This is a genomic window from Nocardia sp. NPDC004168 (genome assembly GCF_040610355.1).
Classification (GTDB): domain Bacteria; phylum Actinomycetota; class Actinomycetes; order Mycobacteriales; family Mycobacteriaceae; genus Nocardia; species Nocardia sichangensis.
The window spans coordinates 246,165-270,953 of sequence record NZ_JBEXME010000001.1 but is presented as its reverse complement, the minus strand read 5'-3'; the positions used below and the strand labels follow the sequence as shown (position 1 = coordinate 270,953).

Genomic DNA, 24,789 nt, shown 5'->3' with positions numbered 1-24,789 from the left:
GAGCATGGCACTTGGATCAGCGGAAATCACCAGGTGGGGAGGCATTTCGGGGTGTAAATCAGGGTTCCCCCTTAGGCCGGCGCCCCGCTTGTCGCGCGGCGATCGGGGTTTCGCCGCCGACCGAAGATCTCCCGTCCCGAACACGCCACGATGGTGTGCGCGTCGGAGGACGCGCACACCATCGTCGAGGACGAGCCGATCAGCGGGGCTCGGCGTCCGGCAACTCGCCGGCCAGAGGATCGTCGTGCGGCATGCCATCCGGTTCCCGCATACCGAGATCGGCAGTGTCGACCGCGTAGGGGTCGACCATCGGATCCAGGCCCATGCGCGACCGATCGCCGGACGCCGGCATCCGCAACGTCTCCTCGTCCGGACCCGTATTGTTCCGCATTCGCGCGGTGGCGACGCCTCCCGGCTCCCCGGTCCGCCGCTCCGGCGGGCGGGTCATCGCGGGGCGGGTGCGCGGCGGCTGCGGCACCGGCTGCCTGCCGTAGACATCCCAGGCGGACTGATCCGGATCGATCTGATAATGGTCGAACAGTTCCTGCTCGGCCTGTGGGCTGATCTGCCCGTTGTGGTCCAGCTGCGGCGAGGCCTTGACCGCGTCCTTACCGACTCGCACCTGCAACACGGCCGCCTCGGGGCGATGCTCGGCGCCCGCAAGCGGGACCAACGCGTCGGCGCTGAACAGACCGGTGGATACCGCGATCCAGGTGGGCGATCCGGAATTGTTGTCGACGTAGACCCGTTTGACCTTGCCGATCTTCTCGCCTTCGGGGCCGTACACCGAGCTGCCGATGAGCGTTTCCAGCATTTCAGTCATGGGTTCCTCCGCAGTTCGTCCGTGCGATGCGCAGCTCGACAGAACGCGGCTGTCCACCGCGCGTGCTGGGAAAAGCAGTTCAATCGCTGGTGGGTCGATCCGTGACGTCGGGGCTCGCGACGACGCGCTGCGTTCTGCGCGACAGCCGCACCGGGTCCTCGGCGCTGTCACACGTCAGATACCGGCTGACGTCCAGCCGCTGCGTGTCCTGGTCGAGCAGCGATCGACGGTAGGAAACATCGAGCATGACGTGCTCCTGCCAGTAGTGCATGTGCCCGGCCCCAGACGAGACCGGAAATGATCAGCTACATGATGGCAACTACCCGTGCATTCCTCGACCAAACCAGGCTCAGTACCCAATTCGCCGACACGCCGCGCCAGAAGCGACGACACAGCTATCTGATAGCTATTCGTTATGTATTTCGCTGCGAGTTCCCCGCGCGCCCACGCTTGATCAGCATCAGCGCCGACGGTCCGCTGGTGAATCGGAAGTCGTTGCCGCGATGGTCGACCTCGCCATCGGTGGCCAGCGACACCGCCTCCTCGGCGACCCGCACATCCACCCGGGAAACCCTGCGGTGCCGATAGGTGGGCGAATACTCCAGCGTGCCGGTGAACGTCGCGAAGACCAGCCGCAGCCGCGAGAACGGAACATCGGCGCGCAGGTAACGGACATCGAGGGTGCCGCCGCGCAACTCCGGACGCGACATGGGGATCTGGTCGGCCGGGTGGTAGGTGCCGTTGCCCACGAACAGCATCCAGAGCGCGGTGTGGGCGCCATCGACGGTGACGTGCAGCGGCTGGGCGCGGAACAGCACGCGCACCATGGCGATTCCCGCCGCGGGCCATTTGCCGATCCGCCGTTCCCAGCGCTCGCGAACACGGACGAAATCGGGATAACCGCCGAGACTGGCGGTGTTCACGAAGGTGCGCTGCTCGGCGCCGTCCAAACAGACACCCGCCACGTCGACCCGCACCGCTTCGCCCGCTTCCAGCCCGGCGACGGTCACGTCGGTCCGCTCCACTCCGGCGTCCCTGGCGAAGTGGTTCAGCGTGCCACCCGCGAATACCGCCAGCGGCAACCGGTGACGGACCGCGTACTCCGCGACGGCCGACACCGTTCCGTCCCCGCCGACGACGCCGAGAGCGCGGAGATCGTCGCGCCTCATCAGTTCGTCGACCCGCTCCTCGAAATCGTCGCCGCCCAGTTCCAGCACCTCGGCGGCGGGCAGTCGCTCACGCAGGTCGGCGAGCGCGTCGTCGCCATCGCCCGATCCCGCGTGCGGATTGCCGATCAGCAGCAATCCGGCGCCCTTCGGCAGCGGGTCGATGTGTTCGACCGGACCGAGCGCGGCGGGTTCGTCGTCGCGCACCGCCCACCACCGCCGAGTGACCAGTGCGACCGCGCTACCGAACAGCGCGCCCGCGACCACATCGGAGGGCCAGTGCACGCCGATGTGCACACGCGAATATCCCACCGCGGCGGCGACCGGGGCCACCGCGACGGCCGCCGCGGGCGATTCCAGCGCCAAGCCCGTCACGAAGGCCGCGGCGGAGGCCGCGTGCCCGGAGGGGAACGATGACGAGACCGGCGGCGCGACCAGCCTGCGCACGAACGGAACGGATTCGTCCGGCGGACGACGGCGCGGGAACAGCGGCTTGGCCACACCGTTGGCCACGCCGCTGGCGATGCTCAGCGCGAGCAACCCGCGCACCGCGCCGCGCCGGGCCGAGCGATCTCCGGCGACGAACAGGACCGCCCCGAGCGCCATCCACAAGCGACTCTTGTCGGCGGCGGTGCTCAATGCCTTCAATGCCCGGTCCGCAGGAGTCGCACGCACGCGCGCACTGCGGCCGACCAGCCAGCGATCCAGGCTGCTCGTCATTCCGATCACCCCACCGTCGCGTTCGCGAGTCGAGAGAAACCGCATCGCCGCAGCCTACCGACCGCTCGAGCGCCGCCCCCACACGACCGCTCCATGCGGACGCGAGTGCTGAGGCGTGCGCCGGATCCCCGGCGCGGTCGAGACCGATGCGACTTCAGTGCACGGATGTACTCTGATCTTCAACGCCAAACGGCGCTGCGCGACAACAGGGAAGGGACGATCCAATGACGCAGACACCCCAATCAGCACACAGTCATGCACTGAATCTCCTCTGACGGCCGGGACCCCGATGGAACAGACGAACGAGCTGGCACAGGAACTCGCGGCCGCGGCCCGGCGGCACGGTTCGGCGATCGCGGGAATCGTCGGATCGGCCGCCCGCAAAGCGTCGTGGGAAGTGCTCGACCTCATGGCCGAGAGCCGCGAACTCGTCGGCGCGGCGTTTCGGGCCAGGGCCGAGGAACTTCGCCGCCGGGACCGGCCGAGCTGACCGGCCCGGATCAGATCGGTGGCCGCGGCGACGCGGGCACCGATTTGTCGGCCACCTCGATGAGGGCCTGCGCCCACCCGTCCAGCCGGTCGGAGGCGTGGCGCAGATCCGCCACGATGGTGTCGAAGTTGTGCCGCACCACGGTGGTCTCCGGCACCGCGAGAATCCGGCCCGCCGCGGCCACCACCTGCTCGTACTCCGTGACGCCCGCGTCGAGCCTGGCCAGGATCAGCCGCAGATTCTCGGTGAGCGCCACCGCCGCGGGCGAATTCGCGCTTCCGATGGCCCCGAGCCCCTGTTCCATCGCCGTGATGTCGGCAGCCAGCGCATGGAGCGCCGCCGCGCCCGAGGCGGCGGTCTCGAGCATGTCGGCCAGTTCGTCCGGGGGCAGCCGATGCGAGCGGGCGATCTGAACGCCCAAGCCGTGCAAGGCCTTCTCCGCGCGCACCAGACGCGCGATCGACGGCCGGGCGTTCGACCATACCGGTGGCTGCTTACGCGGGAGGAACGCCGCATGCGGCAGCGGCGCTCCCCGCAGTCGCAGATAGCGACGAGTGCTCAGCGCCGCGCCGGTGACCAGTGCCACCGCGCCGCCGCCGACCACGACCACGGCCCACACCGGCGCCGAAAGGGCGACGAGGCCAACGGTTCCCACTGTGGTGAGGCCGGACACCGTGCCCAGCTGGAAGGTGCGGCGGCGGGCCCTGCGGCGGCGGCGCAGCTCCCGCTCCCGTGGATCGGCCCAGCGCCGCACGGCGACGAGCGCGTTCTCACCGACTTCGCGAAGACTGTCCGGCAGGCTGCCCGGCTGTGGCGCGAGCGCGGCTTGGGCCCGGATCATCGCCGTCCCGCGCAGGCGCCGCGTTTCGGGCCGACGCTCGCGAAATGCACTGCCGCTCATACCTTCTCTCCCACCGGTTGCACACATCGGACAGACCGGGACCCGACTCGGCCGACGGCCGGCCGGTCGGGTCCCCACGCCTTGTCCTCCAGTGAACCAGCCCCCACCGACACGTGTTCGCCGAACACCCGGAGGCGGCTACTGCTGCGCGGCCTGTCCCTTGTTCATCTGCGGCTGTGCCGAACCGGCCTGTGCCGGATTGATGGCGGGCTGGGCGCCACCGGCGGGCAACTGGTCCCCGCGCATGGACGCGCGGATCTGCTCCAGTTTGCTGTGCCCGGCCATCTGGATGCTGGCCTGCTGCACCTCGAGCATGCGGCCCTGCACCGAATTCTGCGCGAGTTCCGCTGCGCCCAGCGCGTTGGCGTAGCGGCGCTCGATCTTCTCGCGCACCGCGTCCAGGCTCGGCGTGCTGCCGGGCGCCGACAGCGTCGAATCCATCTGCTGCAGCGAGGCGGAGACCTGCTCCTGCATCTTGGCCTGCTCCAGCTGGCTGAGCAGCTTGGTGCGCTCGGCGACCTTCTGCTGCAACAGCATCGCGTTCTGCTCCACGGCCTTCTTCGCCTGGGCGGCCGCCTGCAGCGACTGGTCGTGCAGGACCTTCAGGTCCTCGACGGACTGCTCGGCGGTGACCAGTTGCGCGGCGAACGCCTCGGCGGCGTTGGTGTACTGGATCGCCTTCTCGGTGTCGCCCGCCGCGGTGGCCTGATCGGCCAGCAGGACGGCCTGACGTGCGTTGGCGTTGAGCTTCTCGACCTCGTCCAGCTGCCGGTTCAGCTTCATCTCCAGCTGACGCTGGTTGCCGATGACCGAGGCGGCCTGCTGCGAAAGGGCCTGATGCTGCCGCTGGGCTTCCTCGATAGCCTGCTGAATCTGGACCTTCGGATCCGCGTGCTCCTCGATCTTCGCGTCGAAGAGGGCCATCAGGTATTTCCAGGCCTTGACGAACGGATTAGCCATCGATTGATCCCGCCTCCATCTGACATGCCGCGCTCCGGCGCGACTCCAGTGCGCGACCGTCACGCACCCGATATGTGCCTATCCTCCACCATGTGGCACCAGGGCCGGGCGAACCCGGCCCAACCGACGCCTACGGAGAATCTATCCGCTTTCCGCACCGGCCCGCAGCGTTGCCGCCGTGGCCGCAACTCGTCGCCGGTCACGCACCTTTCACCAGGACCAACATGTCCGATCGCGGAGCCGGGATGACGATCCGGGTGTCCTCCGCCAGCGGCAGCGGCCGCGCCGCGGCGTCGGCCGACATGGTTGCCGCCGCGGACGCGGACTCGGGCTGCGCGGCGGGCTCGGCCGCCGTCCGCTCCGGCTCGGCCGCGGCGGCCGCGGCCTCGTCCGCGGGCGCGCCGGCCGTCGCCGCGTCGACACCGGCCATGATCGTGCTCACATCCCACAGCACCCGCGACAGCGGGACGTCCAGCGCTTCGCAGATGGCGGCAAGCAGTTCGCTGGAGGCCTCCTTGCGACCCCGCTCGACTTCGGAGAGATAGCCGAGACTCACTCGCGCCGATGTCGACACCTCGCGCAAGGTCCGGCTCTGGGCGAGACGCGCACGCCGCAGACTGTCCCCGATCGCCTCTCGCAGCAGCGTCATCTCGTTCTCCTTCGCTCCCGGTCGCGGGGCCGACGCGATCGCCGACCCCACGCATGCCGTTCTTTCTGGCACAACGTCGGAACCGGGGTGGATGGTTCCCGCCGGAAGCACCTCAGCCGCTCCGCCCGACGCGGTCGGCCGGGGCCGTGCCCGCCTCCCGCACACACCGCAGCAATTCCGCCACCGCCGTGCGCGTCGCACCGATTCTGATCGTCCACCGGTCGCCGGGGAGTTTCAACCGCATCACTTCGGTGTGCCCGGGACCGGCCAGTCCGAGGAAGACCGTGCCGACCGGGTGCCCGTCCTGGGAATCGGGGCCCGCCACGCCGGTCAGCCCCACACCCCAGTCCGCGCCGCAGCGCGTGCGCGCGCCGACGGCCAGCTGTTCGGCGGTGCTCGCCGCCACCGGGCCTTCGGCCGCGAGGACCTCCGCGTCGACGCCCGCGAGGCTGTGCTTGAGGTCGGTGGCGTAGACCACCAACCCGCCGCGCAGCACGGCACTGGCGCCCGGTACGCCGGCGATGGTCGCGGCGAGCAGACCCGCGGTCAGCGATTCCGCGGTGGCTACCGTTTGCCGCACAGTCACCAGCGCACGAACGAGATCGATGGCGGGCACGTCGGCGACCAGCGGATCGCTCATGCGCCGCGGTTCCGCCCCGGGCCGCCCGCGAACCACACCCGGGCCGCCTGACCGACGTAGTCGAGGCCGGTGGCCACGGTCAGCGCGACCGCCACATACATCAGCAGCATGCCGATACCGGCGACCCAGCCCGACAGCGGCAGCAGGAGCATGGCGATGGCCACCGACTGAACCAGTGTTTTGAGCTTTCCCCCGCGCCCTGCGGGAATGACTCCGCGCCGCACGACGATCAGACGCAGCAGTGTGACGCCGATCTCCCGGCCGCAGATCACCAACGTGATCCACCAGGCCAGGTCGCCGAGCACGGACAAGCCGATCACCGCGGACCCGATCAGCGCCTTGTCCGCGATGGGATCGGCCAGTTTGCCGAAATCGGTCACCAACCCGTATTTGCGAGCCAATTGCCCGTCGAACCGGTCGGTGATCGCGGCGATGCCGAACAGCGCCGCGGCGGCGATCCGCCAACCGGTCTGGTGACCATCTCCGGCGAACAGCGCGACGACGAACAGCGGCACGATCGCGATGCGCAACATGGTGAGCACGTTCGCGATGTTCAGCAGCGGAGGGCCGCTCTCGGCCTGCGCGGGCGCGAAGCCGGGACGGACCGGGGCGGGCGCGCTCCAGGGGCGGTCCGTCTCGTCGGGTTGCACGCTCATGCCATCGCCTCACCGGCGATCGGCTCGCTCACGGCCGCCTCGTCGGACCGCCGCGCCGCCCGGCGCGATGCGGTGAGTTGGACGAGTGGATCTGCGGCACACGTTCAGACTATCGGTAGCCGAGCCGACTACTGTGCACCCCATGACCTCTCGGGGACCACTAGGTGGTTCGACCAGCGACGCGTATCCGGGCGCGGCTTCGGCCGCGCAGAGCTCCCTTCCGGTCGTCCGACGCGCGCGAACCTCCGACGTGCCCGAGATCAAACGCCTCGTCGACGTCTACGCCGGCCGCATCCTGCTGGAGAAGAACCTGGTCACCCTCTACGAGGCGGTGCAGGAATTCTGGGTCGCCGAACTCGACGGCCGCGTGGTCGGCTGCGGGGCGCTGCACGTGCTGTGGGCCGATCTCGGGGAGGTGCGCACGGTCGCGGTGCATCCCGACGTCAAGGGCAGCGGTGTGGGCAAGCTCATCGTGCAACGTCTCGTCGCGGTGGCGCGCGAACTCGAGCTGGAACGGCTGTTCGTGCTGACCTTCGAGGTGGAGTTCTTCGGCAGGCACGGCTTCGTCGAGATCGACGGCACGCCGGTCACCGCCGAGGTGTACGCCGAGATGTGTCGCTCCTACGACACCGGCGTGGCCGAGTTCCTCGACTTGAGCTATGTGAAGCCGAACACTCTCGGCAATACTCGGATGCTGCTGACGCTCTGAGCCCAACCCACAGGAAGCGATACCCGTGCCGATCTTCGCCGTCCACTACGCCTATTCCGAGGCCACCGCCGCAGACCGCGACGTCCACCGACCCGAGCACCGAGCCTGGCTGGCCGGGCTGCTCGAGTCGGGCACCCTGCTGAGCAGCGGTCCGTACCCGGACGGGTCCGGAGCGCTGCTGCTCTTCCGCTCGCCGGACGCGGGACAGCTGAAGGACCTGCTCGCCCAGGACCCGTTCGCCCGCGCGAACCTCATCGACGAGGTCCGCGCCGTGGAATGGGCTCCCGTCTTCGGCGCCTTCGCGCCCTGAGCGGCTACCGGTCCGCTCGGACCCGCGTGCGGAGCAGGCTGGCGACCGTCGCGACCACCAGGATGACCAGGATCACACCCAGCGAGACCGACGTGGAGATCTCCGGGACCGCGACGTGCTCGCCGCCGTTGACGAACGGCAACGTGTTCTCGTGCAGGGCGTGCAGCACCAGCTTCATGCCGATGAACGCCAAAATCGCCGCCAGCCCGTAGGACAGGTACACCAGCCGGTCGAGCAATCCGCCGATCAGGAAGTACAGCTGCCGCAGGCCCATGAGCGCGAACGCGTTCGCGGTGAAGACCAGGTACGGCTGCTCGGTCAGTCCGTAGATGGCCGGGATGGAGTCCAGCGCGAAGAGCAGGTCGGCGAACCCGATGGCCAGTAGCGCCAGCAACAACGGCGTGACCACCCGGCGTCCGTCCACCCTGGTCACCAGCTTGTCGCCGTCGTATTCATCGGTGGTCGGCAGGACCCGCTTGGCCAGTGCGACGATCCGGCTGTCTCGTTTCTCCTCGACCTCGACCTCGTGGCCGCTCTCGCGCAGCAGCTTGACCGCGGTGTAGACGAGGAACATGCCGAACAGGTAGAACACCCAGCTGAATGCGCCGATCGCGGCCGCGCCGACGGCGATGAACGCGCCGCGCATGGCCAGGGCGAGCACGATGCCGATCAGCAGCACCTTCTGCTGGTAGATCCGCGGCACCGCGAAGGTGGACATGATGATCAGGAAGACGAACAGATTGTCGACCGAGAGCGCTTTCTCGGTGACGAAACCCGCGTAGTACTCCCCGGCGTAGGTCGAACCCCACTGCCAGGCGACCACGCCGCCGAACAGCAGCGCCAGCCCGATGTAGACCCCGGACCAGAAGCCGGATTCCCGGAACGTCGGCTCGTGCGGAGTGCGCACGTGGGCGTAGAAGTCGAAGACGAACAGGCCGAGGATCACCACGACGGTGATCCCCCATTCGAGTGCGGTTACGTGCATGCGGCGTGCCGATCGAAGAACATGATGTCCATAATGCCCGATTTGTCCGTTACTGCGCGATAGCGAGGTGATTGCCGACCATAATTCCACATGCGTTCACCCGGCCGTTCGTGCCACCGTCGACGTTCGTGGCCGACGACTACCGCACCGCCTACTTCGAGACCGACGCCTGGTTCAGCCGGACTACCACGCACGAATGGAACCACGGTCTCGGCGAGGTCGTGACCGCGCTGCCGCGGCGGACCTCACGCTGACCGGACTGGTCGAACACCGCAGTGTTCCGTGGAACGCGCTGCCCGGCCTGATGACGGGCCGGGACGGTGAATGGCGGCTGACCGGGCACCCGGAGAGGCTACCGTTGAGCTATACCCTTCAGGCACGGAAGAACTGACCGGGTAGGGTCGTCGGCTAGGGAAAAGCGGTTCCCAACACCGACATCCGGTGTTACCTTCTGAGCCGGCGAAGATCAGACCACAGGAAGGCGAGACGATGACCGGGACGGCGGAGCGACAGGTGTCGCCGAGTGATGTCTCGCGCACCGGCGCCGCGCTATCGGCTTGGTCCGTCTCCTGGCGAGCCGCGCGGAGCCGCCCCTGAACGTGTCTTTCGCAGACCGTATCGAAAGGGGTCACTCCGCGGCGAATCGCCAGGAGCGACCCCTTTTTCATGCGAACGGACGCAGCTCAGCCGGTAGAGCAGCGGTCTCCTTCAGGTCGGAACCCCGACCGATCCCTCGTAGCCCAATCGGTAGAGGCGCCGGACCTAGATTCCGGTAGATGCGAGTTCGAATCTCGCCGAGGGAACCAGCCGGATCACTCCGACTCGTCGGAGTCGCCGCCGTCCCCGCCGCCGCGGATCGACCACAGCAACCCTTCCAGTTCATCGGGTTTCACCAGCACGTCGCGCGCCTTGGACCCCTCGCTCGGGCCGACCACGCCCCGGGTCTCCATGAGGTCCATCAGCCGTCCCGCCTTGGCGAAGCCGACGCGCAGCTTGCGCTGGAGCATGGAGGTGGACCCGAATTGCGAGGTGACCACGAGTTCCACCGCCTGCAAGAAGACGTCGAGATCGTCGCCGATATCGGGGTCGACGTCCTTCTTCTCGCCCGCCTTCGCGGCGGTGACGCCTTCTTGGTATTCCGGCTCCGCCTGGTTCTTGGTGAAGTCGACGACGCCGTGGATCTCCTCGTCGCTGATGAACGCACCCTGCAACCGGGTCGGCTTGCCCGCCCCCATCGGCAGGAACAAGCCGTCGCCCATGCCGATCAGCTTCTCCGCGCCGGGCTGGTCGAGGATGACGCGCGAGTCGGTCAGCGAGGAGGTCGCGAAGGCGAGCCGGGAGGGCACGTTGGTCTTGATCAGACCGGTTACCACGTCCACCGATGGCCGCTGCGTGGCCAGCACGAGGTGGATGCCGGCCGCACGAGCCTTCTGCGTGATGCGGACGATGGCGTCCTCCACGTCGCGCGGAGCGGTCATCATGAGATCGGCCAGTTCGTCGACGATGGCGAGGATGTACGGGTAGGGCCGGTACACCCGTTCGCTGCCCAGCGGCGCGGTGATCGCCCCCGACTTCACCTTCTTGTTGAAGTCGTCGATGTGGCGCACCTTGTTGGCCTGCATGTCCTGGTAGCGCTGCTCCATTTCCTCCACCAGCCAGGCCAGGGCGGCCGCGGCCTTCTTCGGCTGGGTGATGATCGGCGTGATCAGGTGCGGAATGCCCTCGTACGGCGTCAGTTCCACCATCTTCGGATCGATCAGGATCATCCGTACCTCGTCCGGCGTCGCCCGCTGCAGCAGCGACACCAGCATCGAGTTCACGAAGCTGGACTTACCCGAACCGGTGGAACCGGCGACCAGCAGGTGCGGCATCTTGGCCAGATTCGCCGAGACGAACTCACCCTCGATGTTCTTGCCCAGACCGATCACCAGTGGATGGTGGTCGGTACGCGTAGAGGGCGCCTTGAGCACGTCGGCCAGCCGGACCAGCTCGCGGTCGGCGTTGGGCACCTCGATGCCGACGGCGGACTTGCCGGGGATCGGCGCGAGCAGCCGGACGTTCTCGGTCGCGACGGCGTAGGCGATGTTGCGCGCGAGCGCGGTGATCTTCTCCACCTTCACGCCGGGCCCGAGTTCGACCTCGTAGCGTGTCACCGTCGGGCCGCGCACGAACCCGGTCACCGCGGCGTCGATCTTGAACTGCACCAGCACCTCGGTGATCGCCTCGATCATCGATTCGTTGGCGGCGCTGCGTTTCTTCGGTGGATCCCCGTCGGTCAGCAGCGACAACGGCGGCAACGTGTAGTCGCCTTCGACCTCACGGTCGGTGACGAACTCCAGCTGCTTCGGCGGCGGTGGCGTCTGATCCTCCACCACCGCGGCGGGACGCTGCTTCTTCGGCTTCGGTTTCGGCGCGGGTTCCTCGGCCCCGATCTGCTTGGCGTCGCGCAGCGGGGGCTCGCCCAGCGACTCGGTGACCGCGTCGGGATCGCCGAACTCGTCGGGCGGGTAGTTCTCCGCGGGCGTGCGACCGCGCCGCTTGGCGGCGGCGCGATGCACCGGGAATCCGTCGGCGTCGTAGTCGGCCGGGTCGTAGTCTCCATGCTCGCCGTCGAATTCGCCGTATTCGTCGCCACCTGTCTCGGTGCCGAGGTAGCGCCGCAGCTTGGCGGGGACCTCGCGCACCGTCGTCCCGGTCACCAGCAACGCGCCGAAGACGATGGCCAGCAAAAGGATCGGGACCGAGAGCCAGGCGGTGAGGCCGTCGGTCAGCGGCCCGCCGGTCACGAAGCCGATGAAACCGGCTGCGCGGGAACGCCCGTGCGCGTCGGTGGGGGCGCCCGCGGCGATGTGCCACAGCCCGAGGACCGGCAGGCCGATCAGCAGGCCGCCGAGCACCAGCCGCGGCCGGATCTCGGGGCGCGGTTCGGTGCGCATCAGGACGACGGCGATTCCGGAGGCGACGAACGGCAGGCATGCGGAGGCCGATCCGGAGATCGCGCGGATCACGTCCTCGACCAGGTGGCCGATGGGACCGCCTGCCGACAACCAGACCGCCGCCGCTATCACGGCGCTCACCGCGATCAGCGCCAGCGCTACGCCGTCGCGCCGATGTCCGTGTTCGATCTCGCCCGCACGGCTCAGGGCGCGTGTGGTGGCGCCGAGCCCGCGGGCCAGCATGGTCCAGCCGCTGCCGATACCCCGGGTGATCACCGTCAGCGGAGCCGTGTCGGACGGACGGCGCGCCGGGCGCCGGGCCGCGGTGGCGCGTCGGCGGGGCGTGGCGGTCGCCCTGGGCGTGGCTGCGCGGGGCGTGGCCGTGCGGGGCGTGGCCGCGCGAGACCGCGCCGCAGTGGTCCTCCCCCGCGCCGATCCCGCCCGCGCCCGACTGGTCGTGGTGCTGCGGGACTTACCTGCCATGGCCCCAGGCTAGCCGCAATCGCCCCATCCGGACCATCCGCAACACTGGTGCCGTTGCGCCTCTGGCGGCTTTTCGCCGATCCCCCGGTCCCGCGCGACGGGGTGGCGGCGCGGAAATCAGAACGACCGGTCGGACTCGAGTACCGCCCGAACGGCCTCGGGAGATCCGGCGGTCTCCAGCCGCACTTCGTCCCGGCCGAAGGCATGCAATACCAGTTCCGACGGCTTGCCGGTCAGCGTGACGACATCCTCGGCGGCGGACCGCACCACCGTGCGCCTGCCGTCCGGCGTCGCCAGCTCCACCGTGACCGGCGCCTTGCGGTAGGCCATCCTGGCCATCTTGCGCAGCACCGACCACAGCTGTTCCTCGTCGGCTGCGGGCAGTTCACGTGGCTGCCAACCGGGCTCGGCGCGGCGCACGTCCTCGTGATGGACGAACATCTCCGACAGATTGACCACGGCGTCGACCGGTCGCAGCGGCGACCACCACGGCGGGCCGGTACGCACCAGCTCCAGCAGTTCGGGGAACGGCTTGCCCGCCGCCTTCGCTTGCACACGCTCGAGATACCCCGCAAGCGGCTTCAGCAGGATGCCCGGCGCGGCGTCGGGCCGCCGTTCGCGAACCACCAAGTGCGCGGCCAAGTCCCGCACCGTCCACGTACCGCAGAGCGTCCGCGCGTCCGGTCCCGCGGCCTCCATCGCCGCGACGATTCCCCGGCGTTCCCGCTGTGCCATAGTCACACCCTGAACATACCGACCGCTCGGCCATGCTGCCGCGCGGCGCGACGCACCGCGATCACCGCAACCGCCGCGCCACCAGCCGATACCGCACCGGGATCTGACCGCAGCGCGCGGCCGACCGCGGAAACCGAAGCACTGCCGCGCCTCGGCCTCATCCGGAACCGGATTGTTACGACCTTGCGGTTCAGCGGGTTTCACCGCACAAAAAGGCAGCGTGAGTCCCGCCTCCGGGTTGCGAGGCAGCTGACCGTGGGCCACACTTGGCGCCACGCCGATCGACGTGCATCCATAGCATGGCATTCGCGGCTCTCCCTGCCGGGAAATCTCCGGCTAGCGTAATGAGAATCGGCTCTGTACCTTGTCACTCGGTCCATCGGGTCGTGGGCCAATGACAAGAAGGGGCAAATCCTCGTGAAGAAGTTTGCTACCGGTGTGGCCGCGCTCGCGGCGGTAGGTGCCGCGCTGGCTGTCAGCGCGCCTGCCGCGAATGCCTACACCAACAACTACGGCGCGATCGCGCTGTCCACCTCCACCGGTCTGATCGGGTACTCCTACGACTACCCGAACTCGGCTGCCGCGGAGCAACGCGCGATCAACTCTTGTGGCGCAGGGGATTGCCAGTCGGTGGTCTGGTTCCGCAACGGCTGCGGCGCCGTGGCGTACTCCAGCGGCACCGGCACCTGGAGCTGGGGGTACGCGTCGTCGCGGCGCAGCGCGCAGGGCCAGGCCTTGGCGCACAACGATTCCGATGCCTACATCGTGCACTGGAACTGCACGTCCAACCACGGCTGACGCCCGGAATTCGAGAAGGAAACAACGTGAAGCACCGCACTTTCCGGACCACCGTGGCCGTCGTCCTCACCGCACTGGCGTGCTCGTTGACCGCCTGCGCCTCCAACGACGACTCCTCGTCCCCGAGCACCAGCGCCGCTCCCGGGCACCCCGCGGGTGAATTGGAGGGCGGCTCGGGCAAGGGCGACAAGGAGGCAGGCTCCGCGCCGACCACGCCGTCCTCGCCCGTATTGCCGAAGCCCACCACGCAACAGCTCAACGAGCGGCTGCAGAAGGCGTTCGACCCGAACGTGCCGAACACCGAGAAGATCAGCTGGATCCAGGCCGCCGAGCAGGATCCCTATCTGGTCGCCAACCTCGTCGACGCCGCGAAGAAGCAGAAGGTCACCGTCGAGGTCACCAACGTGGGCGACCCGAAGGACGGCAAGCTCAAGGCCGACGCCAAGGTCACCATCGACGGCACCCCGGTGGACAGCGCGTTCATCCAATTCGTGTCCGAGGGCGGCCAGTGGAAGGTCGACCACACCTTCGCCTGCAACATCGTCAAGAGCGCGAAGATCGAGTCCGCGGCCTGCCAGGAGTAAGCCGCTACCGCGTGAGAAGCGCCGGGCAGCTGGGCTGCCCGGCGCTTTTCGCTGTGCGGAAGGTCAGACGCCGATCACGGTCGGCACGATCATCGGACGACGACGGTAGGTATCGGCCACCCAACGGCCCACCACGCGGCGCACGCCCTGCGCGATGCGATGGGTGTCGGTGACGCCCTCGCCGGCCAGCCGCAGCAGTTCGGCTTCCACCAGTTCGGCCGCATCGAGCAGTGCGGTGGGATCGTCGGAGAAGCCGCGTCCGCTCAGCTCCGGCGTGCTCACCGCCTTACCGGTGGTCTCGTCGATGGCGACGGTGATGGCGATGAAACCGCCCTCGCCGAGCACCAGCCGGTCCGACAACGTCGATTCCCCGACGTCGCCCACCGAAAGCCCGTCGACGTAGACGTGTCCCACCGGCACCCGGCCGACGACCGAGGCTATGCCGTCGACCAAGTCGACCACCACGCCGTCCTCGGCGAGCACCACCCGCTCCTGCGGCACCCCGGTCGCCACCGCCAGCGCCGCGTTCGCACGCAGGTGGCGCCACTCGCCGTGCACCGGCATCGCGTTGGTCGGACGCACCGCGTTGTACAGGTACAGCAGCTCGCCCGCCGAGGCGTGCCCGGAGACGTGCACCTTGGCGTTCTGCTGGGTGATCACCGTGGCTCCGAGCCGAGCCAGGCCGTTGACCACCGCGAACACCGAGTTCTCGTTCCCCGGGATGAGCGAGGAGGCCAGCACCACCAGGTCGTCGGGGCGGATGTTGATCTGCCGGTGGTCGCCGCGCGCCATCCGCGACAGCGCCGACAGCGGCTCGCCCTGCGAACCCGTCGAGATCAGCACCAAGCGATGGCCGGGCAAGGTGGCGGCGACGTCGAGGTCGACGACCACGCCCTCCGGCACGGTGAGATAGCCCAGATCCTGGGCGATCTGCATATTGCGGACCATCGAGCGGCCGACGAAGCACACCCGCCGCCCGTACTTCTGGGCCACGTCGACGACCTGCTGGATGCGGTGCACGTGACTGGCGAAGGATGCGACGATGACCCGGCCGCGTGCCTTGCCGATCACCGAGTCCAGCACGCCGCCGATCTCCCGCTCCGGCGTGACGAAGCCGGGGACCTCGGCGTTGGTGGAGTCCACCAGGAACAAATCGACGCCCTCGTCACCGAGCCGGGAGAATCCGGCCAGGTCGGTGAGCCGCCCGTCCAGCGGAAGCTGGTCGAGCTTGATGTCACCGGTGTGCAGGGCGACGCCGGCCGGCGTGCGGATGGCGACGGCGAGCGCGTCGGGAATGGAGTGGTTGACGGCGAAGTACTCGCAGCCGAACGGGCCGTGCGCGGTGTGCTGCCCCTCGGTCACTTCGATGAGCTTCGGGTGCAGGCGGTGTTCCCGGCACTTCGCGGCGACCAGCGCCAGGGTGAACTTCGAGCCGACGACCGGGATGTCGGGCCGCAGCCGCAGCAGGAACGGCACCGCCCCGATGTGGTCCTCGTGCCCGTGCGTGAGCACGACGGCCACGACATCGGCGATCCGGTCCTCGATGGGGCGGAAGTCCGGCAGGATCAGGTCGACACCGGGCTGCTGGTCCTCCGGGAACAGCACGCCGCAGTCGACGATCAGCAGTTGGCCGCCGTACTCGAAAACCGTCATATTGCGGCCGATTTCGCCGATGCCGCCGAGGGCGACCACGCGCAGGCCGTTCTCGGGGAGGGCGGGCGGAGCGCCGAGCCGGTCGTGCGCGGCGATCGGATCCGCCTGCGCCGGAGGCTCTTCGACCCGCCGCGCACCGGACTGTCCCCGTCCGCGGCCCGCTCGCCGGGATCCCGCATCCTGCGTCCTGGTCTGTCGACGCGCCTGCGCGGGCGCGGGCTGCTCGGCTGGAATGGCGGGCACCGTCGTCTCGTCGAGCGCCGGTTCGGGCAGCGCGACGGTTTCCGACGGCGTCTGCTCGGCCGGTGCGGCGGGGGCGGGCGCTCCGGCGGGACGGGACGCGCCGCGACGGCGGCGACGGGGTAGGGACTCGCTCACGAAAGCACTCCCACCGCTCGCAGGTCCGCGGCGAGCACTTCCAGCTGCTCGCCGGTCGGCATCAGTTGCGGCAGGCGCGGTTCGCCGACCTCCACGCCGAGCAGCCGCAAACCACCCTTGCTCATCGCGACGCCGCCCAGCCTGGCCATCGCGGCGTGCAGCGGCAGCAGCGTGGTGTTGATCTCGCGGGCGCGCACGACCTCGCCCGCCGTGTACGCCTCCAGCAGCGCGCGCAGCCGTTCGGGCGCGAGATGTCCGATGACGCTGATGAATCCGGCCGCGCCGACCGACAGCCAGGGCAGGTTGAGCGCGTCGTCACCGGAGTAGAACGCCAGACCGGTGCTCGCGATGAGTTCGGCGCCCATGTTCAGGTCGCCCTTGGCGTCCTTGACCGCGACGATGCGCGGATGCTCGGCGAGCTTGCGGATGGTGTCGCTGGCGATCGGCACCACCGACCGTCCGGGGATGTCGTACAGCGTGACCGGCAGATCGGTGGCATCCGCGACGGCGGTGAAATGAGCGATCAGTCCCTCCTGCGAGGGCCGGGAGTAGTACGGCGTCACCACGAGCAAACCGTGCGCACCCGCCCGCTGCGCGTTGCGCGCGAGCTCGATCGAATGGGCGGTGTCGTAGGTGCCCGCCCCCGCGATCACGGTCGCCCGCTTGCCGACGGCGTCGACGACGGCGCGCAGCAGATCGGCCTTCTCCGATTCGGTGGTGGTCGGCGATTCACCGGTGGTTCCCGAGATCGCGAGCAGGTCGACGCCGCGGTCGACCAGGCGGGCCGCGAGCGCGACCCCGGCATCGACGTCGAGCTTGCCGTCGGCGCTGAAGGGGGTCACCATAGCGACACCTACCGTGCCGGACGCACGCAGCTCCGTTGGCGTCGATTCACCGTTCTTCATGGTCAGAAAGGCTACCCGGTCGGGGACACGCCCTCGACACCGTCGTCGGCGATCAGGCCGCAACAAGGACGCGAATCCATATCGACGACGGTGAGATGATGTCATTTCGCCGCTTGCCTGATGTCATTCATGACGTCACACTGACATCATGGATTTGAACAAGTACACCGGCCAACTGCGCGAGAGCCTGATCGCCGCCGCGGCGCTCGGTGACGAGAAGACGCAGGCCACGGCGGCCGCACTGGCCGCGGCGACGGAAGGCCCGGCCCGCTTGGTGCTGCTCGCCGCGCTGTCGGACCTCGCCGCCGAGGTCAGCGCCGCGCTCGGCGACCGCACGGTGCACGTCTCGGTCGACGGCACCGACGCCTCCGTCGATGTGCGCAAGAGCACGGTGGGCGAGCAGAGCCCCTCCTTCGAGGAGATGACCGGGGACATCAGCAGGGTCACGCTGCGGCTGGTGGAACAGATGAAGGCGCGTGCGGAAGAGGCTGCCGCACAGAGTGGTCAGTCCCTGAACTCGTGGCTGTCGAGCGCCGTCCACGGAGCATTGCGCGATCAGATGCGCGGGTACGGGCCCAAACGAGACATCTGACCCGAACGCGCTACAGCAATGCGGCGAGATTGCCGCGATCGCCTGTCGCGACCTCGTCCAGTTCGAGCCAGTCCGCCAGCTCGCGCAGCGCGCCGCCGAGGGCCTGCGCGGTGGCCGGAGTGTCGTAGCCGGGCTCGGCGAACGCGGCCGGCACCCACAACCGGCCGTTCGCGCGTTCCGCCCGCAGATCGACGCGGCCCACGAGTTCGCCGTCGAGCAGGAACGGGAAGACGTAATACCCGTGCACCCGTTTGTGTTCCGGGGTGTAGATCTCGATGCGGTAGTGGAAGTCGAAGATCCGCTCCGTGCGGGCGCGGAAGAAGATGAGCGGGTCGAACGGGCACAGCAGCGCCGCGCCTTCGATGCGACGCGGCGTGGGAGTGCCCGCCCGCAGATAAGCCGGTTTCCCCCAGCCCGCCACCTCCACCGGGATCAGCTCGCCCGCGTCCACCAGATCGGCGATGGCGGGTTCGGTCTGAGTGCGTTGGAGGCGGTAGTAGTCCCGCAGGTCCGCTTCGGTGCCGATGCCGTGCGCGGTGGCGGCACGCAGCACGAGCTCACGAACGGCGTCCTGCTCGGTGACGTCGCGTGCCAGCACCTCGGCGGGCAGCACCCGCTCGGTCAGGTCGTAGTGCCTGGTGAACCCCACACGCGTGGCCACAGACAGCGCGCCCGCCGCGAAGAGCTGCTCGCAGATCATCTTCGTATCGCTGAGATTCCACCAGGAGCCCTTCGGCCGCGGCTTGTCCAGCTCCAGGTGACGCTCCACCTCACCCGCGGTGGCCGGGCCCACCGCGGTGATCACGTCCAGGATGTCCTTGCCCAAGGTCGGATTGCGCTCGACCACCTTGCGCATGCCGGACCAGCGCCCGTGCTCGTAGCGCCGCATCCGCCAGCGCAGCAGCGGCCAGTCCTCGACCGGGATGAGCGCGGCCTCGTGCGCCCAATACTCGACGAGCGACCGTGGCCGCCGCGAGCCGTTGCTCCACACGGCCTGATCCAGGAGCGTGCGGTCGTAGGGCCCGATCCGGCTGAACACCGGCGCGTAATGCGCCCGCACCACCGCCGACACCGAATCCAGCTGCAGCAGTTGCGTCCGGTCCAGCACGCCGAGCACCGTCCGCCGCGTGATCCGATCGGGCTTGCGCGCCCCGAAGCCCTGCGCCGCCAACGCCGTTCGCCGCGCCGCCGCCGCACCCATCTTCCGCATAACCGACAACGATGCCATGGGGCACCGACAGGTCAGGTGGATACCGTGACCGCGCCCGTGGCGTCGATCTCCGTGCGGCGGTCGCGGTCCGACGCGGTAGCCAGGACGGTAGCCAGGATGCGGCGGCCGGTCGGGAGGATGCGGACGGTGACCGAACCGTCATTGGCGGCGTCCAGTTCTTTGGTGGCGGCGTCGATCACCTGCTGGCGCACCCGATGCGGGACGCCGGTGAAACCGCCGTCGTCGAGCAGGATCACCTCGACACCGCGGGAGCGCGCTCCGCGGGCGGCGCTGTTGAGTTGATCGGTGGCCAGCTGCGGTGCCCGAAGCCCGTCGCGGAGTTCGGCTTCCAGGAGCCTGCACTGTTCCCGCTCGGCGGCGGTGAGTTCGTCGCCGTCGGCGATGCGTTCCAGGATCGGGCGCGCCACCGCGTCCAACCGAGCCAGCTGACGGGTGCGTTCGGAGTTCTCCGCGGCCATGGCGGCTTCGGCGGCGGCGCGCATGGCCGCTTCGTCGCGCAGCAGCCGCAGCGATCGCTGGGTGGGCCGCATGATCGCCGCGAACAGGGAAACCCCGGCGACCGTGGCGACCGGCACGATCGAACCGACGACGACGCCCTCCCGCAGGCCCGCCACCACACCGACCACGGCGATCACCACGCCGATGCCGGCGACACCGAGCCAGGCCGCGGCCGATCGTCCGCGCAGCACCAGCACGGCCAGCACGTAGGACGCGGCGAACGCCGTCCACACCTGCTTCGACCAACCGTGCTCGACATCGAACGAGGTCAGGGTGGTGGCCAGCGGTCCGGAGGCGGCGACGAACACGGTCGCGGGCCAAGGCAGCGGGTCGGTGGGCGCCGCCATCACCACGACACCGGCCAGTGCCAGCACGACCAGTGCCGCGACCGCCGCGGCCACCGGCGATTCCGAGAAGTTCCGGACCATGTACAGCACGATGGTCGCTTCGAGCACGACCAGGAACAACCAGGCCGCGCGGTCGCGGAGCCCGAGCAGATCGCGCAACCCGAATTCGGTTTCCGTCTCAGCCATTTCCGCCCCACACCAGCGTCACGGTCGTTCCCTCGCCCGGCTCGGATTCCACGAACCCGGCGCCGCCGGACAGCTGACGCATGCGGCCCAGGATGCTCACCGAGATGCCGAGCCGATCGACGGGCACCGCGCTCAGGTCGAAGCCCGCTCCGTCGTCGCGGAACACCACGCGAATCCCGCCGGCGCTGATCGTCACAGTGACGGTCCGGCGCACCTCTCGCCCGACGACGGTGGCGTGCCGCAGGCTGTTGCGCACGGCCTCGGCCAGCGCGGCCGCGATCGTGCTCGCGGCGTCCACCGGCAGGTGCAGATCGTCGAATCCGGCCCAGCGCCGCGTGGTGAACCGGATACCGGGGTTCACCTCGTGCACGGCCGAGCGCAGGAACCCGATCGCGGATTGCGCGTCCAGCCGGTCGGGTTCGATCTCGGCGCCCCGGCACTCGTCGAGTTGTTCCAGGGTCCGTTCAGCTTGGCGGCGCAGCACCGGAGATTCGGTCCCGGTGCGAGAGGCATCCAGCAGAGTGGACAGCACGGCGTCGTGGATCAGCGCGGCGAATCGCGCTCGTTCCCGTTCCCGGGCCGCCGTGCCCGCGACCGCCGCCGCGCGGCTGCTCTCGATCGCCGACTCACGATCCACTCGGGCCGCCGCCGCCCTGGCATAGATCACGCACCACAGGAACAGCGCGCTCAGTCCCGCCGCCCTGGCGAAATCGCCCAGCAGCGCGAGTGCGGTGGTCTCCCGCAGCACGACCAGATTGGCCAGCGCGCTGAACGCGGCACCCACCACCAGGTAGGCCACGGCCAGCGGTGGGCGCCAGGCGAGCACGGCCGCGAGCACGCCGAGTGCCAACACCCGATACAGCCACACCGAAGCCGCTTCGGCATTCGGCGCCGCGTACGCCACCGGAACCACCGCCATCGCCCCGAGGAAACTCACCGCCGCCGCACCGGCCACCCGCTGGATCACGCGCGGGCCCATACCGACCGAAACGACCGCGAGCACCGGGAACAGTCCGAACGCCAGCACCACCTCGACGATCGTCCACTGAACGGGCACGAAACGGCCTTGATCGGCGATCTCGGGCAGTTCCACGATCGCGGCGATCACGCCGGCGATGCCGATGGCGAAACCGAACCGGCGCAGGATGCGATCGGCGGCGCCCTCGGAGACCTTCTCCCTGGACAGCGCGACGACTCCGCGACGCCAACGGCTCGCACGCGGCCGGTCGAGCGGGCGGGAACGGGGGTGCGACGGAGTGTCCAGCATGCTGGACGCGGTCATCCGCGCGGCTGCCGCTCGGGAACCGGCAGCCACCCGTCCTCCACCGCCCGCTTGTAGAGGTCGGTCTTGGTGGGCGCCGGACGACCGGCGTCGGCGTACTTCTGCCGGATCCGGCCGAGATAGTCGTTGACCGTCTGCTCGGACAGGCCGGTCAACCGCGCGACCCGGGATGCCTTCTCTCCGGACGCGTACAGCGTGAGCACTTCCTCCTGGCGCGGGCTCAGGCCCACGTCGGACAACTGCGGATCGCCGTCGATGGCGGCCGCCCAGTCGGTGGTGACCACCTGTTCGCCGCTGGCCGCACGGCGCACGGCGGCGACGACCGTCGGCACGTCCTCGGACTTGCGCACCACACCGAGCACCCCGGCGCGCGCGGCGGACCGCACCAGGAAGGCGTTGTCCGCGCCGGTGAAGACCAGCACCTCGATGCCGCGGTCACGCAGGGCGCGCACGTTGTCCTCGGGCGAGGACCCGTCGGCCAGCCGCAGGTCCAGCACCACCAGATCCAGCTTCGGCGCGCCGTCGGCGGCGGACAGCAGTTCCGGCACGGTGCCCGCGGTCAGCACCAGATCGAGATCCGTTTCCCGCGCGAGCATCGCGGCGAGACCGATCGCGACCGATTCGTGGTCCTCGACCAATCCGATTCGGCGCGGGGCGTTCTCGCTCCCTTCGGCCCAGGTCACCTGGCTCTCCCATCCCGAGGTACTCGTCCACATCCCCACCGCGACAACATCGCAGACAGTATGCCGGGCAATGGTGCGCCATGGTCAGACACCAGAATTCGGGGGATCAGGGCATCAGCCCGGCCGCGAGCGTGGCGCCCAGCTCCCAGCACCGCTGCAAATCCTCCTTGGCGGGCGGACCGGAGACCACGACCGCGGCGGAGGCCTGCTCCCAGCCCAGTCCGGTGGTGATGCTCGCCACCCCGCGCTCGGCGCCCTCGGTGCCTTCGTTGCCGTGCAGATACATGCCGTACGGACGCCCGCGCGTGGAGTCCAGGCACGGATAGTAGAACGTGTCGAACGCGTGCTTGAGCGCACCACTCATGTATCCCAGGTTCGCCGGACTGCCCAGCAGATATCCGTCGGCGGCCAGCACGTCGGACGCGGTGACGGCCAGCGCGGCTCGGCGCACCACCTCCACGTTTTCGATCTCGGGGTCCGTGGCCCCGGAGACGACGGCCTCGAACATCGCCTGCATGTGCGGGGACGGCGTGTGATGGATGATCAGCAACCGGGCCACCCTGCGATGGTATCGGCCCGCGCGCTCGTCAGTCGGTGCCGCGCTCGTGCCGTTCCAGGGCGACCGCGCGGCGCATGGTCTCGCGGGCCCTGGTGCGGTCACCGGCGTAGTCGTAGGCGCGCGCGAGGCGGTAGGAGACGCGCCAGTTGTCCGGGTCGGCCTCCCACTCCGCCTTGACCGTCGCGAAGAGCTCGTCGGCGGCCGCACGTTCGATGCGGCCGGACGGCAGGCGCGGCAACGCGGAGGTGTCGAGTTCCAGGCCCTCGTCGTGGATGCGCCGCGCCAGTTGCTGATGCGCCAGGGCCGCACGCACCGTGGCCACGACGATCCAGACGCCCAGCAGCGGCAGGATCAGCACGCCGACGCCGATCACGATCGCCGCCACCTCGCCCGAACCGATCAGGCTGAACGCGATCCGGCCGAGCAGCAGGAAATAGAACACGAGCACCAAGATGAGCACCGCGATCGGCGCGACCACCTTGACGATTTCCCCGCTGCCCTTGCGCTCGGCAGGCTCCGAGCCGCTCACGGTCGCGCTCCAGCCCGCCGCGGCGCTCGCCGCCGGCTCACAGGTCCAGGAACGGGTCGAGTCCGACGGTGAGGCCGGGGCGGTTCGCGATCTCACGCACGCCGAGCAGGACACCGGGGGCGAACGACGAGCGGTCGATCGAGTCGTGCCGGATCGTGAGCGTCTCACCCTGCGTGCCGAACAGCACCTCTTGGTGGGCGACCAGACCGGCGAGCCGCACCGAGTGCACCCGCACCCCGTCCACCTCGGCGCCGCGCGCACCCTCCAGCTCGGTTGTCGTCGCGTCGGGACTGCGGTTCAGGCTCGCTTTGTCCCGGGCGGCGGCGATCAAGCCCGCGGTGCGGTAGGCGGTCCCGGACGGCGCGTCCGCTTTGTTGGGGTGGTGCAACTCGATGACCTCCACCGATTCGAAGAACCGGGCGGCCTGCTCGGCGAAACGCATGGTCAGCACCGCGCCGATGGCGAAGTTCGGCGCGATCAGCACGCCGACTTCTGGGCGACCCGACAACCAGCTCCGCACCTCCGCCAAGCGAGCCTCATCGAAACCGGTGGTGCCGACCACCGCGTGGATGCCGTGCTCCACCAGGAACTTCAGATTCCCCATCACCACGTCGGGGTGGGTGAAGTCGACGACCACCTGGGTATCCGCCGCGACGAACCCGTCGAGCGAATCGTCCTTGTCGACGGCGGCGACCAGTTCCAGATCGTCCGCCGCCGTCACCGCCGCGCAGATCGCCTGTCCGACTTTGCCTCGCGCTCCGAGCACTCCGACCCGAATGGCCACCGCACCTCCTCGTTCCGTTTCCGGTCGTGATCAGCCTAATGGGCCGGGCCGACCGCGAACCCGCCGCCCGACAGTGCCCCGCGAAAGGGCGGCAACCGCCTATCGCGCCCGCTGCGGTTCCCCGATCTCCGAGTTCGGCGCGCCGCCGAGATTCTCGACCATCCGCTGCAGGGTCCGCACGGTCGCGGCGAACTGTTCGTCACTGATTCCCTCCGCGAATTGCCTTCTACGCTCGGCGATCCGAACGAATGCCTGGTCGTGAGTGATGCGGCCCTCAGCGGTCAGCGACAGCACGCCACCGTCGTCGGAGACCAGCCCGTCGGCGACGAGTCCGGCCAGTTCGGTCGGCCATTCGGAGTCGTCGGTCCAAAACGTGTCGAGCGCGTGGCGGATGTCATCGGCGCGCTGCGGTCCGTCGGCCAGCGAGTGCGTCACCTGCCAGCGCCTGCGAGTGAGTCGACCCGAGGCGAGGTCTTCGTCGAAGCGCTGGTTGATCAGTCGATCGAGCTCCACCAGCCAGTACCCGATGGGGCGATGAACGGCCATGACCACTTCCAATCTATGCATGTCAACAACTACATGTAGTATTACATATAAATTCCGGGCATGACAAAGTG

28 protein-coding genes and 1 tRNA gene are annotated in these 24,789 nt (G+C 69.2%); 8 read left to right on the top strand and 21 right to left on the bottom strand.

What is annotated here, in order from left to right; translation table 11 throughout:
* Nucleotides 1-199 precede the first annotated feature (199 nt).
* The 3 genes from ABZW96_RS01375 to ABZW96_RS01365 form a co-directional block, all read right to left on the bottom strand.
* Nucleotides 200-823, bottom strand: a complete 624-nt coding sequence (locus tag ABZW96_RS01375; protein ID WP_355070209.1) for a PRC-barrel domain-containing protein — start codon at nt 821-823, stop codon at nt 200-202.
* Nucleotides 824-902: 79 nt separating this feature from the next.
* Nucleotides 903-1,070: a hypothetical protein gene (locus ABZW96_RS01370; protein ID WP_355070207.1), complete on the bottom strand. Its 168-nt coding sequence runs from the start codon at nt 1,068-1,070 to the stop codon at nt 903-905.
* A gap of 166 nt (nt 1,071-1,236) precedes the next feature.
* Nucleotides 1,237-2,754, bottom strand: coding sequence for a phosphatase PAP2 family protein (locus tag ABZW96_RS01365; protein ID WP_355070206.1), 1,518 nt, complete (start codon nt 2,752-2,754; stop codon nt 1,237-1,239).
* A gap of 244 nt (nt 2,755-2,998) precedes the next feature.
* On the opposite strand from ABZW96_RS01365, the gene ABZW96_RS01360 reads away from it, so the two are divergent.
* Entirely contained in the window at nt 2,999-3,199 is a 201-nt protein-coding gene (locus ABZW96_RS01360; RefSeq protein WP_067809022.1) for a hypothetical protein, read from the top strand.
* 10 nt (nt 3,200-3,209) lie between these two features.
* Here ABZW96_RS01360 and ABZW96_RS01355 read toward each other — a convergent pair whose 3' ends face one another.
* From ABZW96_RS01355 to pgsA, 5 genes are all read right to left on the bottom strand, one after another.
* Nucleotides 3,210-4,100: a hypothetical protein gene (locus tag ABZW96_RS01355; protein WP_355070204.1), complete on the bottom strand. Its 891-nt coding sequence runs from the start codon at nt 4,098-4,100 to the stop codon at nt 3,210-3,212.
* 138 nt (nt 4,101-4,238) lie between these two features.
* Complete coding sequence (locus ABZW96_RS01350; protein ID WP_355070202.1) at nt 4,239-5,060, bottom strand: PspA/IM30 family protein; 822 nt, start codon at nt 5,058-5,060, stop codon at nt 4,239-4,241.
* Nucleotides 5,061-5,259: 199 nt separating this feature from the next.
* Nucleotides 5,260-5,709 (bottom strand): helix-turn-helix transcriptional regulator, encoded by a 450-nt coding sequence (locus ABZW96_RS01345; protein WP_355070200.1) that lies wholly within the window; start codon nt 5,707-5,709, stop codon nt 5,260-5,262.
* A 112-nt stretch (nt 5,710-5,821) separates the two neighbouring features.
* Nucleotides 5,822-6,349 (bottom strand): nicotinamide-nucleotide amidohydrolase family protein, encoded by a 528-nt coding sequence (locus tag ABZW96_RS01340; RefSeq protein ID WP_355070198.1) that lies wholly within the window; start codon nt 6,347-6,349, stop codon nt 5,822-5,824.
* Nucleotides 6,346-7,005, bottom strand: coding sequence for a CDP-diacylglycerol--glycerol-3-phosphate 3-phosphatidyltransferase (gene pgsA / locus ABZW96_RS01335; protein ID WP_355070196.1), 660 nt, complete (start codon nt 7,003-7,005; stop codon nt 6,346-6,348). Before pgsA ends, ABZW96_RS01340 begins: the two co-directional genes overlap by 4 nt.
* A gap of 142 nt (nt 7,006-7,147) precedes the next feature.
* Here pgsA and ABZW96_RS01330 point away from each other — a divergent pair, with 142 nt between their 5' ends.
* Both ABZW96_RS01330 and ABZW96_RS01325 read left to right on the top strand, forming a co-directional pair.
* Nucleotides 7,148-7,714: an amino-acid N-acetyltransferase gene (locus ABZW96_RS01330; protein ID WP_355070195.1), complete on the top strand. Its 567-nt coding sequence runs from the start codon at nt 7,148-7,150 to the stop codon at nt 7,712-7,714.
* A 25-nt stretch (nt 7,715-7,739) separates the two neighbouring features.
* A complete protein-coding gene (locus tag ABZW96_RS01325) occupies nt 7,740-8,024 on the top strand; it encodes a YciI family protein (RefSeq protein ID WP_355070193.1) in 285 nt (94 codons plus the stop codon).
* Nucleotides 8,025-8,028: 4 nt separating this feature from the next.
* Here the strand turns inward: ABZW96_RS01325 and ABZW96_RS01320 are convergent, their stop codons facing one another.
* A complete protein-coding gene (locus ABZW96_RS01320) occupies nt 8,029-9,009 on the bottom strand; it encodes a TerC family protein (protein ID WP_355070191.1) in 981 nt (326 codons plus the stop codon).
* Between the two features lie 128 nt (nt 9,010-9,137).
* Between ABZW96_RS01320 and ABZW96_RS01315 the strand changes: the two genes are divergently transcribed.
* Both ABZW96_RS01315 and ABZW96_RS01310 read left to right on the top strand, forming a co-directional pair.
* Nucleotides 9,138-9,263, top strand: coding sequence for a hypothetical protein (locus tag ABZW96_RS01315; RefSeq protein WP_355070189.1), 126 nt, complete (start codon nt 9,138-9,140; stop codon nt 9,261-9,263).
* Nucleotides 9,264-9,738: 475 nt separating this feature from the next.
* Nucleotides 9,739-9,815: transfer RNA gene (locus ABZW96_RS01310), tRNA-Leu, on the top strand.
* A gap of 6 nt (nt 9,816-9,821) precedes the next feature.
* Here ABZW96_RS01310 and ABZW96_RS01305 read toward each other — a convergent pair.
* Entirely contained in the window at nt 9,822-12,428 is a 2,607-nt protein-coding gene (locus ABZW96_RS01305) for a DNA translocase FtsK (protein WP_355070187.1), read from the bottom strand.
* 117 nt (nt 12,429-12,545) lie between these two features.
* Nucleotides 12,546-13,169: a TIGR03085 family metal-binding protein gene (locus ABZW96_RS01300; protein ID WP_355070186.1), complete on the bottom strand. Its 624-nt coding sequence runs from the start codon at nt 13,167-13,169 to the stop codon at nt 12,546-12,548.
* Nucleotides 13,170-13,580: 411 nt separating this feature from the next.
* On the opposite strand from ABZW96_RS01300, the gene ABZW96_RS01295 reads away from it, so the two are divergent.
* Both ABZW96_RS01295 and ABZW96_RS01290 read left to right on the top strand, forming a co-directional pair.
* Nucleotides 13,581-13,961, top strand: a complete 381-nt coding sequence (locus ABZW96_RS01295; RefSeq protein WP_355070184.1) for a DUF4189 domain-containing protein — start codon at nt 13,581-13,583, stop codon at nt 13,959-13,961.
* A 26-nt stretch (nt 13,962-13,987) separates the two neighbouring features.
* Nucleotides 13,988-14,545 (top strand): hypothetical protein, encoded by a 558-nt coding sequence (locus ABZW96_RS01290; RefSeq protein WP_355070182.1) that lies wholly within the window; start codon nt 13,988-13,990, stop codon nt 14,543-14,545.
* 63 nt (nt 14,546-14,608) lie between these two features.
* Here ABZW96_RS01290 and ABZW96_RS01285 read toward each other — a convergent pair whose 3' ends face one another.
* Complete coding sequence (locus ABZW96_RS01285) at nt 14,609-16,576, bottom strand: ribonuclease J (RefSeq protein WP_355070180.1); 1,968 nt, start codon at nt 16,574-16,576, stop codon at nt 14,609-14,611.
* Nucleotides 16,573-17,481, bottom strand: coding sequence for a 4-hydroxy-tetrahydrodipicolinate synthase (gene dapA, locus ABZW96_RS01280; RefSeq protein ID WP_355070179.1), 909 nt, complete (start codon nt 17,479-17,481; stop codon nt 16,573-16,575). The genes ABZW96_RS01285 and dapA overlap by 4 nt, the downstream gene beginning before the upstream one ends.
* A 148-nt stretch (nt 17,482-17,629) precedes the next feature.
* Here dapA and ABZW96_RS01275 point away from each other — a divergent pair, with 148 nt between their 5' ends.
* Nucleotides 17,630-18,073: a hypothetical protein gene (locus ABZW96_RS01275; protein WP_355070177.1), complete on the top strand. Its 444-nt coding sequence runs from the start codon at nt 17,630-17,632 to the stop codon at nt 18,071-18,073.
* A 10-nt stretch (nt 18,074-18,083) separates the two neighbouring features.
* Here ABZW96_RS01275 and ABZW96_RS01270 read toward each other — a convergent pair whose 3' ends face one another.
* The 8 genes from ABZW96_RS01270 to ABZW96_RS01235 all read right to left on the bottom strand — a co-directional run bounded on the left by ABZW96_RS01270 (nt 18,084) and on the right by ABZW96_RS01235 (nt 24,739).
* A complete protein-coding gene (locus ABZW96_RS01270; protein WP_355070175.1) occupies nt 18,084-19,283 on the bottom strand; it encodes a crosslink repair DNA glycosylase YcaQ family protein in 1,200 nt (399 codons plus the stop codon).
* Nucleotides 19,284-19,315: 32 nt separating this feature from the next.
* Nucleotides 19,316-20,335, bottom strand: coding sequence for a hypothetical protein (locus ABZW96_RS01265; RefSeq protein WP_355070174.1), 1,020 nt, complete (start codon nt 20,333-20,335; stop codon nt 19,316-19,318).
* A complete protein-coding gene (locus ABZW96_RS01260) occupies nt 20,328-21,650 on the bottom strand; it encodes an ATP-binding protein (protein WP_355070173.1) in 1,323 nt (440 codons plus the stop codon). The genes ABZW96_RS01265 and ABZW96_RS01260 overlap by 8 nt, the downstream gene beginning before the upstream one ends.
* On the bottom strand, nt 21,614-22,333 hold the full coding sequence (locus tag ABZW96_RS01255; protein WP_355071007.1) for a response regulator transcription factor: 720 nt from the start codon (nt 22,331-22,333) through the stop codon (nt 21,614-21,616). The genes ABZW96_RS01260 and ABZW96_RS01255 overlap by 37 nt, the downstream gene beginning before the upstream one ends.
* Before the next feature lie 73 nt (nt 22,334-22,406).
* Complete coding sequence (locus ABZW96_RS01250; RefSeq protein WP_355070171.1) at nt 22,407-22,859, bottom strand: flavodoxin family protein; 453 nt, start codon at nt 22,857-22,859, stop codon at nt 22,407-22,409.
* Between the two features lie 28 nt (nt 22,860-22,887).
* Nucleotides 22,888-23,388, bottom strand: a complete 501-nt coding sequence (locus ABZW96_RS01245) for a hypothetical protein (protein WP_355070169.1) — start codon at nt 23,386-23,388, stop codon at nt 22,888-22,890.
* Between the two features lie 37 nt (nt 23,389-23,425).
* Nucleotides 23,426-24,172, bottom strand: a complete 747-nt coding sequence (gene dapB / locus ABZW96_RS01240; protein WP_355070167.1) for a 4-hydroxy-tetrahydrodipicolinate reductase — start codon at nt 24,170-24,172, stop codon at nt 23,426-23,428.
* A 99-nt stretch (nt 24,173-24,271) separates the two neighbouring features.
* Complete coding sequence (locus ABZW96_RS01235; protein WP_355070165.1) at nt 24,272-24,739, bottom strand: hypothetical protein; 468 nt, start codon at nt 24,737-24,739, stop codon at nt 24,272-24,274.
* Between the last annotated feature and the right edge of the window lie 50 nt (nt 24,740-24,789).